The sequence below is a fragment of the Pareuzebyella sediminis genome (assembly GCF_008367235.1).
Lineage (GTDB): Bacteria > Bacteroidota > Bacteroidia > Flavobacteriales > Flavobacteriaceae > Pareuzebyella > Pareuzebyella sediminis.
Window position 1 is genome coordinate 1 of the sequence record NZ_VTZS01000004.1, and the last position, 14,527, is coordinate 14,527.

General features: G+C 39.6%; 11 protein-coding genes. All 11 read right to left on the reverse strand.

Annotation, left to right across the window (positions count from 1 at the left end):
• Positions 1-249: 249 nt before the first annotated feature.
• A complete protein-coding gene (locus F2B13_RS14160; protein ID WP_149304475.1) occupies positions 250-936 on the reverse strand; it encodes a hypothetical protein in 687 nt (228 codons plus the stop codon).
• Between the two features lie 18 nt (positions 937-954).
• Positions 955-2,052 carry an alpha/beta hydrolase gene (locus F2B13_RS14165; protein WP_198440133.1) on the reverse strand — a complete coding sequence of 366 codons (1,098 nt, stop codon included), beginning with the start codon at positions 2,050-2,052 and terminating at the stop codon, positions 955-957.
• 160 nt (positions 2,053-2,212) lie between these two features.
• The gene (locus F2B13_RS14170; RefSeq protein ID WP_149304477.1) at positions 2,213-3,313 is read right to left on the reverse strand and encodes a serine hydrolase domain-containing protein; all 1,101 of its coding nucleotides are present in this window, start codon (positions 3,311-3,313) and stop codon (positions 2,213-2,215) included.
• Between the two features lie 85 nt (positions 3,314-3,398).
• On the reverse strand, positions 3,399-4,664 hold the full coding sequence (locus F2B13_RS14175; RefSeq protein ID WP_149304478.1) for a C45 family autoproteolytic acyltransferase/hydolase: 1,266 nt from the start codon (positions 4,662-4,664) through the stop codon (positions 3,399-3,401).
• A 67-nt stretch (positions 4,665-4,731) separates the two neighbouring features.
• On the reverse strand, positions 4,732-5,799 hold the full coding sequence (locus tag F2B13_RS14180) for an endonuclease/exonuclease/phosphatase family protein (protein WP_149276450.1): 1,068 nt from the start codon (positions 5,797-5,799) through the stop codon (positions 4,732-4,734).
• 180 nt (positions 5,800-5,979) lie between these two features.
• Positions 5,980-6,783, reverse strand: coding sequence for a CDP-alcohol phosphatidyltransferase family protein (locus F2B13_RS14185; protein WP_149304479.1), 804 nt, complete (start codon positions 6,781-6,783; stop codon positions 5,980-5,982).
• Between the two features lie 340 nt (positions 6,784-7,123).
• Positions 7,124-9,382: a TonB-dependent receptor domain-containing protein gene (locus tag F2B13_RS14190; protein ID WP_149304480.1), complete on the reverse strand. Its 2,259-nt coding sequence runs from the start codon at positions 9,380-9,382 to the stop codon at positions 7,124-7,126.
• Positions 9,383-9,490: 108 nt separating this feature from the next.
• Positions 9,491-9,886, reverse strand: a complete 396-nt coding sequence (locus tag F2B13_RS14195) for a hypothetical protein (protein ID WP_149276453.1) — start codon at positions 9,884-9,886, stop codon at positions 9,491-9,493.
• A gap of 200 nt (positions 9,887-10,086) precedes the next feature.
• Complete coding sequence (locus tag F2B13_RS14200) at positions 10,087-10,563, reverse strand: Dps family protein (protein ID WP_149304481.1); 477 nt, start codon at positions 10,561-10,563, stop codon at positions 10,087-10,089.
• 408 nt (positions 10,564-10,971) lie between these two features.
• Positions 10,972-12,027: a bestrophin family protein gene (locus tag F2B13_RS14205; protein ID WP_149304482.1), complete on the reverse strand. Its 1,056-nt coding sequence runs from the start codon at positions 12,025-12,027 to the stop codon at positions 10,972-10,974.
• Positions 12,028-12,265: 238 nt separating this feature from the next.
• Positions 12,266-14,494, reverse strand: a complete 2,229-nt coding sequence (locus F2B13_RS14210; protein WP_198440134.1) for a right-handed parallel beta-helix repeat-containing protein — start codon at positions 14,492-14,494, stop codon at positions 12,266-12,268.
• Positions 14,495-14,527: the final 33 nt, after the last annotated feature.

Here is a 14,527-nt window from a genome sequence, read left to right on the forward strand (position 1 = left end):
CTTTTAGTTTAAAGCTCTCGCTATAACGTCTTACATATCCATCATTTTTATACATATACTTGAAGTGTTTTGTATACATATTTCAGGACGGGTCAAAATGTTATACAACGGTTTGGCTATGATTCCGTTGCGAGGAAATTCCATAGGATTTTCGGAGTAGGAATCGAGCCTAGCTAAAGGTACTTTTTTTTGGTTTAGTATTCAGTATGCAATGGATTATAGCCGGTGTTGTGTATCGTTTTCTTATTATCATAAATTTTTGAGTTCCCTCTCACTTCTTTCAATTAATTTATTAACATGATTCAGCATATTCTTAAGTTCATATGAGTAGCGTTTTGTTTCGATTAGTTGGGTTTTGAGATGAAATAATAATTCGTTATCAACCCTTAATTTCTCATAATTTATAATTTCGATACCCTCATAGTTATACGTATTGGTATTGAATGACTTGAACCACTTGGGCATTAACATTTTTACCTTTTCAATATATTCTTGACGGATTTTGGATTCACTTACCGTAGCTGGAAGTCCTAATCTATAGAAGTCAAGGATTTCAAATCGAAGCCCTTCATTTGATATTATAGCTTCAGGAGCACGCGTAAGATATTCAATTGGTCCGTAGTCAGGCTGAAGATGAGTATAGACCCATGCAAGCGTCAGTGAAAGTTTTAAAGAATCTGTTTCACCTACAGTATTTTCAAAGTTCTTTAGTATATATTCACAAGCCGATTTTGCATCGATCTCGTCCTCAAGATTTACAATGATTTCTTCTTTAAGGTTACTCAATCCCCGAATGACTTCATTGAGTGTTTTAATTTCGGATTTCTTATTTTCTCTCTCGCTTTGATATTCAGTAAATAGAAGGGTAAAAATAACGCCAGCGACAAAAGACGATGTCACAACTAAAAATATCGTCCAATTACTTTTCAATTTCATAATATTAAATATGCTTTGTCATATAGAAAGCTCTTCTAACTTTTCCAAGCTTCTAGTATTTTCTGGAAAATTGTCAACATTCCATTGAAACATTTCAATAGCCTTATCATTCATTTTTTCCTCAAGAAAAATCTGTCCATATTCAAATATTAATGACTCATATGGAAGAACCTTCGAACCCATTCTTTCCGAAATTTCCTTAAAGTGACTGATAATTTTTTGTTTAAATTGGTCATAATTTATGATTCCATTTAAATGGCTATATATAAGTCCATACTTGTCCATTCGGTAGTATTCAAAGACAGATAAAAGACCATCCATGGCAACCATCGCCGGTATTGTACCATGTCCAAACCCCTCATAGTACTTCCATTTAAAATTTTGGTTATTAATTGAATCCGCTTCTAATTTTTCACAAAAGGACCAAATGGTTCGCATATGCGGGAACGCATCTGAATTGGTATCAAGAACATAATCTAGGGAGTATCCCTCCTTGGTGTCAGCTAGACCGACAAAAACATTGTTATTGTGATCATCAAAGCTTAATTGTGTACTATTCCATCTTTTAATTAAAGTTGAATTCCCAAGGGATATACTTGGGTCAGAAACGATAAAATTATTAAATAATTCTGGTGCTGTAAGAAGTACATTGAGAGCAAACAGGCCTCCTCTTGAATGGCCGAATAGTGTTCTATTAGGCAAGACATTGTAGCTAGATTCTATAGCTGGAATTAACTCTTTTTCAATATGTCGTAAGAACTTATCGCCTTTTCCATCATCAATGTAGGAAGGAAGAAACTCTGAACTACGATTATTTTGTTTAATTGCTACGATTATCATTTCTGGTAATACAATTTCTTTTTTGTTACCCCATTGATCAGATAAAGCTTTAAAAAAAGAAAAATAGCTAGGGCCATCTAAAATAAATAAAACAGGCAAAGGGGTCTTTTGCTCAAATGTTGTGGGAGAATAAACAGCATAACTTCTTTCTTCACCCATAATTTCTGAATGAAAAGTATATTTGTTGGTTTGTAACTGCGGCACATTTTTATTCTCATGCTTTTTATGGCATGAAGAAAAGAGAATCATTGATGATATGATAACATACCGAAACATCAGATTTAGTTTAGTTAAAATGATACACAACGGTCTATGTATGATCATTTTAGGTTTAAAGAACGGTAATTATTTATCAGTATTGCCGATAATCGATTGCAGGAATTTCCATGTGGAAATTCCGCCCGCAATTGATTATACATTTTGTTGGCATTTCGTTTTATTGAATTGTTTTCATAAGTTCAGGGGCCAATCCTGCAACATTTGCGGTCAATTTGCCAAGAGCGGAAATATTTGATAAAATTATTGTGCCATTTTTGGATTCGGTGTTCAGGATCATTGAGGATGTATATCCTCCTGTGCCACCGTTATGCCAGTCCCAAACTTCACCAGAATCCGTCTTGATCAAGCCCCAAGCCAAACCTACCGAGTAATTTTCGTCCACGGTGAAATGCTTTGCCCTGGTCAATTTTAAGTCCAGATTCTTATCATCGAATTGGGCAAGGGCGAATTTTGATAGGTCTTTAACGTTGGATAATATTCCTCCCGCACCCATATGCACGCCCATATCCCAATTCGGGACCCCATTGCCGTTGTCGTTCAATCCCCGTACCAGTTTTTCCTTCACTAAGTCACGATTGGTCGTTGAATTGGACATCTGATATTCGGAAAATATTTTGGTTTGTAGTAAATCTTCATACGTGGAATGCTCAATTTTTCCCAGCAGATAGCCCAAGAGACCAAAACCCAGATTGGAATAAGAGGAACTTGTTCCCGGTTCACCAATCAATTCCAGCTTTTCTGTGAGATAAAGTCTCAATTTATCTTCTCCGTAGTCCTTGTAAGGATTCTCCAAACTCAGATCAGGGGAGCTTAGGCTAATGGGTACACGGGGCAGCCCCGAGGTATGGGTCGCCAGTTGCTCGAAAGTAATCTGAATGTTGTCTTTCAGAGAAAAATCAAGGTGCTCATTGATATTGTCCTCAAGGCGGATTTTTTCGTCCAAAACAAAATCGGCAAGTAAGGTAGCGGTGAAGACCTTGGTGATGGAACCAATTTCGTAAACGTTACCCGAATTGTCAATTGGCACTACCGAATCATTCTCTTTTTTGAACCCCACAAAGTTTACGTTCCCGTTTTCAATTAACGCTATTGATAATTGCGCTTGATTCGGGAGCAAGTCCATACAATCGGTAATTAACTGTAATTGCCTTTCTGAGAGTCGGATTTTCTCTGATTGCTTTACTATAGAAAAATCCAGTTTTCCATTTCCAGAGAGAATTAGGGACGCAAAGAATGTTATCCAGAGATATTTTTTCATAGGATTATTTAAAATGAATGCCAACGGTTTGGGTATGGTGCGTGTCCCGAAGGGTATGCACTATACCTCTTGTTGGCAATAGTTTTTATTGTTTAGTACTAAAGTCCACTCTTTCATAATCAGCTTCATCCGGAGGGCCAGCAATAATTTGAATATTTGGTTCGCCCGTCAGAGTCATGATAGTTGAAGCAAATGTAAATCCACGTCCGTCCCTAAAATTTGCTCTGCAAACGGGATTATTTTCGTCATCTTTGGAGCGTAATGCTCTTTTTATCTCGGCTGTTCCAATTTCTGAACTAAATTTCATTCTATTTTCGACAGCTCTGAATCTCAGATGACTATTAGAACTTGTCGGCTGAAACTCTTTTTTTAAATTCGGATTGTAATTTTCGAACCATGGTTTCACGTCATCGTTCACTATTGGATGATTGGTATGATAAACGGTTCCATTTTCATTATTAGGATTGTATCTAACAACTTTATTGGCTGAGGCTTCAAAATCATAGATCTCTCCCTTAAAACCAATAATATAATTCTGACCTGAGGCGTGATTTATAGTTTGAATGAACGAAAGTAAATCTTGTTTATTGGTTGAATTAATAATACGCCTCACCACGAAGGCAACTGGCAATCCATCGTGAGAAGCTTTTAATTGCATTAGAGTATTCACGCATACTCCAATACCTTCTTCGTTTAATCCATTCAATGCTATTAATCCAGGGTGAGTAAGGATTAATTGTTCCGGACGGTTGTCTGTTCGGTTTAATCGCATAAGAACCTGAAATCCGTCTGTATAGTTTTCAAGGTCCATGTTTTGAGAAATGTATCCAGGTACACCATTTCTTGATGGAACCCCTAGTCCACTACAATGATGATTATTTAAGTTGTTTATGTATACCCAAAATTCATCTAGTAAATTTAGAACCATAATATCATTTAGTTCTTGACCTGACCCTACTGCTATCCCTCTAACTTCTTCATAAAGGTCTGGAGTCCATTTCTTGATCGATTCATGAAAGTCAGCATATTTAAAAAAATCTTTAAGTACTAAGTCAGCATCCCTTCCCAACTCATTTGAAGTATTTTTTTTCCAAGCACTTATTATTTCTGCAATCTCTTTTTTTAGTTTGGTGCCATGCTGAATCCCTAATTCATACCCACTACCTGAAAAGGTGACCGTTTTAAGCTCTCTATTGGTTTGTTGCCCAAAACATGCCACGGAAAAAAATAGTCCAAATAAAAGTGTTAATAGTTTCATTTTTTTGTTTTTAATTATAGCTAACGTAGGAATATGATCATTGATGATATATCCAGTATCTCCTTTAGATAGCAAAACCCATCCGTACTGCACGGGACCACTTTTGAAGCCCTTGCCAGTAATTTTGAAGTGCAACGCTAATGAACCAGAGGCATATGGTCTATTTATTATTTCTCGCTTTTTTAATTTCGTCCCGGGCCTGTTTTAATTGATGTTCGGTAGGAGGCTCTTTGCGTTGTTTTTCAGAACCCGTAGGTTCAAGATAGATCTCTGCAAAAAATGGATAATGGTCCGAACCCACCTTTTCACCCCTTCTCATAGTACCAAAACGAAAGTCGTCTGAAATAAACAGATGATCTAAAGGCCAACGCATTAAAAAATTTTCGGCATTGTAGGTGTTATAAAAACCCCTGCCCTTTCTCATATCCAAAAGACCGCTTACCTGCTGAAACAATTGAGTGCTCTGTGACCAGGCTACATCATTAAAATCGCCAAGTACCACCACAGGTAGGGAAGATTCTTTACTTTGTAAGGCAACCTTCATTAGTTCCGCATCACGCGCTGTGGACTTTGGATTTTCTTGCGGCATAGGGGGAGTGGGGTGTATGGCGTGTAACTGGATCAAGTTTCCATCCGGTATTTTCAATTGACCGTGTATCGATGGTATGCTATCATCGACCATATATTGCTTGGAAGCGTTTTGTAACGGATACCTAGAGAACAAAATCATTCCGTAGGTATTATCCAAGGGAATCGATTCGTGGTAGGTATAGGCCCCCGAAAAGGCCGATTGTAATTTATTGGCCCACCATTGATCGGTTTCGGTAAATAAGAGCAAATCGGCATCGTATTTTCGTGCTTCCGAGACTACTTTTCCCCAATCCTTGTTTTTTTGTTTGACATTTGAGGTGAAAATTCTTAATCGAGATTCGACCTTAGCGGTTTGTGCATCTAAAAGTTCTAAAGGCGCAAGTGGGGTATAGGGCCATATTTTCAATAATTGAAATATGAAACATGCGACCAACGCCAGGGAAAAGAAATAATCACCTTTTGATTTTACATCAAATCGAATAAAGTAGACCAAAAGGGTAATGAGGGTGAAGCACGTGAGTTGAAGATGGGGGAAATCAAACATGCGAATCCACCAGAAATTCATTGCTACCAATGGAATCAAGGTGAGCAGTATCGCCAAGATGCCTAAACCCTTTAAAAAATTTTTCAATGTCATTGTTCTGTGGACAATACGTATTCGTGTGGTACTGGTCGTCCTAAGATAGTAAAACTCCCCCAACTCTTTGATAATTTGGTTTTATCATTAGTTTGGGTTGATCGAAAAGGACTTCGTTTCGGCGAATTATAGGCCCGAATACGCCAAAGAGAATAGGAATAAACGGTCGTATACGGGGCGTTAGTAGAGTGTGGTAGAGTGTTTTTTGCCGTTCTCTTTTGGTGCTAAAAACCTTCTAATACCAATAAAAACAAAAACCATAACGGTATACACCGAAAAGAAAGGGAGAATAACCGCTTCTAAGCCGAGCACAAGCATAGCCGCAATAAGGAGCAATTGAAAACCCAAGCCAAACGTAGAAACACCTGTCATCAGCCAATTTGGCAAAACGGTGCCTTTAGCTGCTTTGCTATCGAAGGCGTAAATGACCTTGTCAAAAACGCCGTAACACAGTTTGTACATCCCAAAAAGAATATTCACATGCTTTTGACTTTCGCCTTCCAACGCGATCGGTGTGTTGTTTTCAAACACGCGGCTAGTAGTATCACCGGCAAAATTAGTTCTTAAAATTACATAGTAGTAATTGTAGAGTGTACCTTGTAACTGCATGCCTGCAAAGGCTAAAAGATATATCCAAACGGAAGTGTCGGTAATATACCATACGGAAAAGAGAAACAAAGCATTCAATATAATGTCGGCTACAGAATCTAAATAACGACCTGTATACGATGGTTTTTGTGTCACGCGGGCCAATTCACCATCGGCAGCGTCTAAAATAGACTTAGCGATTAAAAAGAATGCGGCCAGCCAGAAATACCCTTGAAGCATACAATAGATGGCAACGAGACCCGATAGTATAAAGGCAATGGTAACATGAATAGGCGTGAAAGACGTATTCTTTAAGGCATTCGCAATGACTTTGGCTATTGGTCTTCCATAGTCTGAAAGATCAACAAATTTGTGCGCTTTTGGTAATTTTGACATGAACTAGCTGTGCAACGCGTAAAGTGGAATATACCCAAATCGAATACCGTAAAGATACGGTTAAACTATTTCTTACGAATTCGTCGAAGAAGTAATTAAATCATGGAGAAAGTGTTCCATTTTAAGCTTTCCCTAAGACGAAAGGTGAGGCCCAATGCAACGCAACGGTCAAGTAGAAGCGCAATAGCAGATTTCAAGGCGATACCTTGTTCGCCAGCACAAACTTTATCAAGTGCACCGACCTTGATTCTCTTTATCCACTATTGCCCTTCTACCATCTTGTATGCCGTTGTCGTATTTAAAATTCGGTAGCGCGAAATAAAAATACGCCATCGGCTATTTAAAAGGTAAAGTTGAGATTCGTAAAAAAATTTCTTCCAGGGGCATAAATGGGCGCGTTGGTACCTCTTACCGAACGGTTAAGATGTTCAAAGTAATGCTCGTCCAACAGGTTGTTGACTCCCGCGTTTACAGAAAAACTAGAGGTGATTTGATACCCAATTTCAACATCCAGCAAGCTAAAGGAAGGAGTTGCGGTTTCACCAAATTCGGTTGAAGCCCTTGATTGTTCGGCGACATAGCGGAAAATCACTTCGGGTCTAAGCCGATCTTTGAAATAGGTGCCGTAAAGGGAATAGCGCATATCCAATGGGGCAATGGCAGGTAGAGGTTCGTCTCGTTCCAAGTCTTGCCCATAGGTATAGGCAAGGCCCATGCGATGGGATAAGCCTGCAAATAGACCCTGATTCCAGCTCACTTCAAACCCGGTCTTGAACGCCTCATCAATAGTTATAAACTGACGGACGCCCGGACTCGCAGGAAGCCTTGGTGCTAATGTAGTATCAATTACAGATGAGATATAATCTTGCAAGTACGCCGCGAATAGATCTACATGAAGGCTTGAGTTTTTGGCGAGGGGCCACTTAAAGGTCAAATCAGCCTGATAATTGACCTCCGGTGCCAACTGCGGATTGCCCAACATTTCAAAAGGATCCTGACCAACAGGAAAATAATTGATAAATCGCTCCGTTAAACTTCCGCTTCGTTGCGCCCGTGCCAACCATACGCCTGCTTGCAGCTTATTTCCGAAACCTTTTAATATACCTATGCTTATATTGGGGTTAACTTGGGTGATCTGGGTTTCAGGATTGACCTGGGTAAACTCTTGGGTTGGGTCATTTACATCGGCGGTATTAATATTCATCCGACCGGATATGATGTAGTCCAATGACCTGCCATTGATGTGGTATTCGGTAAAAAGCCCAATTTTACTGATTCGACCATCTTGCCAGGCATTGTCTTCCACTGTATTTCCAGCCATCGGGCTCATTAAGAACTCCCGAACCCTTGTGCCTTCGGCCCCTTCTACCCTAAGATCTGCACCGGCATACATTTTGCCTTTTAAAAATTTCCAAGCACCTTCCGTTCTACCTCCATAATTATAGGTTGTGGCGAAGGTCTCGGCATTCATCATTCGCGGATCCAAAGGTTTTAACAGGTTGTCCATCAGGTGATCGACAAACGACCCAAAGAGCGTAGTGTTCCAACTTTGTAGGGTCTTGCCTTCAAATTGTACGTCATGTCGCGCATTGAACAGCCAAGTGTCATCTGCCCTTAAATCCATAGGCAAAGCAGGAAAGTCGGCGTCCCGTGCCCTGTTGTACGTGGCTGATAGCCGCAACTGTTGATTGGAAGTTAATCTAATGCCGATATTGGTTCCAAAGCTTTTTCTGCTAAAATCTGCTTGCACGGTTTCGTTGTTTCCGGTGGTGTAATCATCGCCTTGAGACCAGGATGCAAAAAAGCCGATATCATATTTTTCGCCACTTATTCCGAACTGGCTTTCTCCTCTCAGTAGGTTCCCATTGCTCTCGTATCCGCTGGATAAGCGTCCATAAAGGTCAGGAGTACTACTGAACCGTAATTTTGCGGGAATAAAATTGATGGTAGCGCCAAATCCAGTTCCGAATCGCAGCGCATGCGGACCTTTAAATATTTCAATACGGTCCATCATATTAGGAGCCATTTGGCTTGTGGGAGGATCCATTCGGTTGGGGCAGGCCGCTGTAGCACTTTGCGCCCCATTCAGTACCACATTGAGCTGATCGTACTTGAACCCCCTAAAAACCGGATCAAAACCATAATTGCCACTTTTGCGAATACTATTGAATGAAGGGGTTTGATTCAGTATGTTGGCCGCATCATGTTCTAAGCGGTCTTGATACGCTATCTTGATTTTTCCTTCGGGTTGAACACCTTGTGGCTTAACGGCGATGATGGTGACCGGATAAAGATTTACCGTAACTTCTTTTCGGTAAAGCACTTCATTGTCAAGGGCCGCGATAAGCGCTTCACCTGACAATGACCATGAGCCATAGTTCACATGTGATAAAAGTAAGGTCGCTCCTTCGACATACGAAAAACGAATAACACCGTTTTGGTCGGATAGACCGTTCTGCTTACCGTATTCGAATGTGGCATCTACAATAGGTAAGGCACTATCCACATCAAGTAACCTGATTTCTTTTGGTTCAGATTGGGCAATTAGTGTTGAGGATAGCCAATAAAAGGCCACCATCAAAATGTTGTTGAAACTCATTTTAAATTGATTTAAAGTTTACAAAAGGCAGTATGCCATGTGCATACCCAAGGTGGCAAGGTCTGCCATGTTCAGCAGCTTGTCCATAAATAATCGGTACTCGACCAATCAAATCAAGGATGTCAAATGGAGTTTCGGTGGGTGGAAAATAGCAGCTATGAAAGACGACGCATAAAATTCATCTTCATAGCCAGGGTTGAGTTTGTTCTCATAATTGTACGTAAAAGGCAACCAATCGAATGAACCCTCAAAACAATAATAAAAGACTTCAAATGTTTCCTTTTTGCTCGCAGGCGCTTGTTTTTCTTCTTGTTCTTCTACTTTTCTTAGTTGTTCGGATAGATAGCATTTTCCATTGCACGTAGTCATTGGTTTCTCCCTATTGATACATAACACTTCTGCAATAAATTCTTGGTTGATTTTAAAGTCAATCAGAATCCCGATCTTGGTCAGGTGGGAAAGCATCAATGCCACGATCATCAATATGGAAAACGCTCTTTTCAAATACGCTTAATTTTTTTGGAAAAGTGATGCATTGTTTCAGGCCTTACATGGCTTACGATAGTGAGTATATATAAAAAGTGAGCTGCTTTCGAAGCACCAAAATTTCGGTGAAGCACCAAGTTTCAAACGGATTTAAAGCCTTGATTTTACTACTATTTCACCTATTTTTACACATTCTTAGCTGGGAGCTCTAGTAGGGTTTATCTGTTTAAAAATGAAGAATACATCCAAACTAATTTTTCTTGTTCCCTAATATAATCACTCATTAGTGCATTTGTTCCTTCGTCATCAGCATCTGAAGATATGGTAAGTAATTCCCGTTGAAGTACTATGATGGTTTGAAAAGAGGCTAAAATGTCTTCAACTGCCTTTGTTCCGTCACTCACTTGTACACTTTCTTTTATTTTTGAAGTAATGCGATAGTCTGCATAATTGTGCTTTGGCGTGTGCCCTAAAGTTAAAATTCGTTCTGCAACTTCGTCTATTTTCAAAAGTAAATCATTGTACAATTCTTCAAATTTCAAATGTAATTCAAAGAATTTCTCCCCTTTTATGTTCCAATGATAGCCCCGAGTATTTTGATAAAAAATGGAATAGTTGGCTAAAAGCTCATTTAATTTTTCGGAAAGATATTTTGCTTTGTCCTTGTCAAGTCCGATGGCATTTATCTTGTTCATTTTTATACTTTTTAGTTGTTAATCTTCCTTGAACAAAGGTATAAATCCGATTCCGTATGGTCTGTAACATTAATCACTCAAGACATATATTTATTGGGTAAGTTTTAAAATGGCCTGCCTAGGCGAAGTGACCTAGAGCGCTAAAAACGGTAAGTACTGATTAGCTTTTGGGGTTAGGGGTGATGAATCATAATAAAGACCAAGAAATTCGGGTTTGCTATTGCAAAATAGGAGGCGAAAAAAGAGTCCACTTTAGTTGGGTTAATGAAGCCTTTAAAGCGATGTATAGTGTTGTAGCATTCCGCCGGCTACTATACTTTCAAATAGATTGATGAAGACTGTTTGTCCCGTTTTAGGTTCGAAACTGCGCCATAGCGATATGTACGAAGTTCTCTTATTCCCGCAGTATTAGAATTGCACTCCGAAATCAGCGGGGAACTGAGCGGGTATTTCGCTTTTATCCTCTCCTAGATTTTGTCTTAAATCTATTTCAATGCCCCGTGAAATGGTTGATATAGGAACATCGTTTGACGTTCCCTCAAAAGGGCTTTCACCGGTTCGACCAATCCGTTCCATAGTATGGAACATCCAGGCGACCGCTGTATAAATGGGAATAGTAAACCACATAAAAAGATTTCTCCATACGGGATAATCAACGGCAATTTCTTTTCCAATATCCATGAATTGTGGCACTAAGGCCATGGGCAGGAGCAGCAAAAGCAGCCACATAAAATAGTGGTTTAGGGACGCATATTGTCGGGGGTAGGGAAAATTCTTGATGCGTTCCGTTTGCCCTTGAAGGGTGAAGAGTTCTTTGATGAGCCCTTCAAGTTCAAGAAATGAAAACTCCCATATAATTCCTTGGTCCTTTAATTTTTTAATATGATGTGATTGCAGATACAGTAGTGCCGTTTGGTGGTTATCTATGTTCATCACATTTTCTAGATCGCCTTGCGACAGATAGGGTTTAAGGGCCTCCTGCAAAGTAGCATTCTGTTCGGGCGGCCGAATACCCCATTCGGTATTCGTTTTATGGTGGCTAGTGGTTTCCCATGGTTTTTTATTTCGCATGGCATATCTCAACGCGGTCATCCATGCGATATGCCGATACGTCAACACTTTTATTTCTTCCTTAATGCTCTCCTTGGAAACAGGCTCTTTTGTATGTTCATCGGAGAGCATATCTTGAACAAATACACCAAAAGTACGCGAAGTGTTGACGATACCTCCCCAGATTTTCCGGGCTTCCCAAATTCGTCCGTATACCGCATTATTTTGGAACCCGATCACGAATGCAACCGCTGTTCCTATTAAGGCCATCGGAGTCCATGGGATTCTGAACCTATCTAATTCCAGGAAATAATAGATGGAAGCCCATATTGCAATGATGAAAATGAACCAAAACGTTTCAAAGCGCGTCCATCTCGCCATGTCGATTATGCGATATACTTTGCCTGTGTACATAATTTGGGTATTTGGTTTTTTTTAAATAGTGGCTACCGACCTGTGTGATGCAGTTCGTTGATTTCTATGGAAATATAGCAAAAACCGGTAACTAATAGGTGAATACCTGTCTCCCTATACCATTGTTTCAAGGACTACACCACTACATAGAATATCTTTTTTACTGTGGAATTTCATGTATGGGTCGTAATGACTAGCGAGTAAGCTTTTTGTATTTGGTTGAACTATTTTAATGACACTATTTTTTTCTGTATTGATCGAGATATAATCCCATTTGATCAAAGGGAAGGGCTTTAAATCCTGGAATTCTCTCGAACACTTTCGAATCAGGTCTCAGGTTGAAATTCTCTTTTTTATAATCCTCAAAACCTGGATCTTCATCTGTTCTATAATTGTTGACATAGGTACATTGTGCATGTTCGCCACCCACTAAATGTAAGGGGTCTTCAGGCCCCCCGACAATTAAATTGTTGGCCATCACATTTCTTCTGGCCCGCATTCCTTCCCACTCTTCTCCGTCAATAATAGGATTCAGATACTTATGTAACGCTGGATATCTTTCAGAATAAGGACTTTGATATATATTCACATTTTCTAGCAAACGCCTTCTTAAAAGTCCGTTTTCACCGAACATAGAGGGCCCACCTCCGCTGTACCACGTATAATAATGTGCCGATATTTCAACCGTATATTTTATGGGTTCAATGACTATGTTGTTCTTAAATCTTAAATCCCAACCACTATTGGTGAACAACGCCCCATGGTTTGTGTTCATTTTATAAAACACATTTCCAAATACCAGTACATCTGTACTCGAATCATCACAGTAAATACCCATATTCATACGATCGGGATTACCGATATGATGAAAATAATTATACCTGATGATGTTCCCCCTGTCACTTGGGTCTCTGCCAATATACCAAGGCGAAGTATCATCGGAGTTCAGGGTTACATGATGAATATTATTATATTCAAAAAGATGTTCATTCCCATGAACGTAAATCCCTTGCCATTCGGAGTTGAAAATTTCACAATGCGAGATTCGATTGCCGCAACCATCGATATTGATTCCGGACCAGAGAAATTTATTACGCCTATTATAATTATGTACTTTACAATTCTCTACATAATTATTGCCCGGTATCAATTTTCGCTTGTTTCCACCGCTTAAATAAATACCCCCGCTACCCGTATTGTAGACATCGCAACTTAAAATACCGTGATTGGAACCTGCTTTTCTATCCCAATGTGTGTATTTATAAATATGCCCTTGTAGGTTTCCTATTTGTCGTGAAATGGGTACCCCTTCATAATCGTCGTGTGTCACATGGGGAAAGGTTTGCTTAGCGCCTTGCCCCATAAAAATACCACTGGTACCAACGTTCCTAACCGTACATCCGGCAATTAAATTGGTAGATCCTCTTTCTATATACACGCCGATACCTCTGCCTACTTCAATGGTCAGGTCTCGTAGGGTGACATAACTCGCTCCTTCTAAACTAATAATAGGATCTTCCAGTATGGAAACCATGATGTAACTATCATTCATGCCACTCGGCGGCCAGAAATACAAAAGGCCCGATTCATGGTCCAAATACCACTCTCCCGGACTATCCAATTCATCAAGAATATTATAGGCGACATAATGCCGAAAATCACGCCCACTGCCTACTCCATATAAAGAGGGTTTCGATAGTTTAACTTCTTTCTTCTTTACATCTATAGATTCAACCAAAATATTATCATCGGCATATCCGTACATAAAAGACCCTTGAAACCACACATTTTTTTGTCCGGCCCATTTATCGTGCCTGGGGTCTGTATATTGAAATGTTCCTCCTCGATCGCTATAATCACCCGTACGAGGTACAGATCCCTTATCGATAACCTTTCCGATTTTTATATAGCCCTCATTCGGATACCGCGCCAATGTCATGGCCTCGCTATTAAAAAAAACCTCTAATTGTGATGGGGTTACGGACATGGCATGGCCGTATTGCGTTATTTCTCCGTAATCATAAATACCAAGTTCTTTTAAGTTTACCTGAAGTACATTTTTTGCGGCCTTTTTTGTCAATCGTTTTAAAACAGATCTATTGGTAACTTTTTTAAAATTTTCAGGAGCAATACTTTTGCCCCCCGTAATACGTACCTGCTCCTCAGGCAAGGCGCGCCAAACAATTGGACTGTCAGGGTCACCTGAGTCGTTTTCATTTAGAATGAAAGGTTTGTCCTGATCATATTGCCCTTTACCAATCCATACCGTTATACCGCCTTTGGGCATATCATTCGTCACTTTATATTGTCGGATTAAATTGCGTGCAGCTTCAAGGGTTGCTACAGGATTCTCTTTTGTTCCTGAATTCGCATTGTTTCCGTTTGCGGTCACATAGATATCTTGGGCGCAACCGTATATTACCCAACAAAATGTGCAATAAATAATCGCAATTATATTTAATTTCATCTTGTAGTTTCTGTATGGCATTCTTTTCTTTTT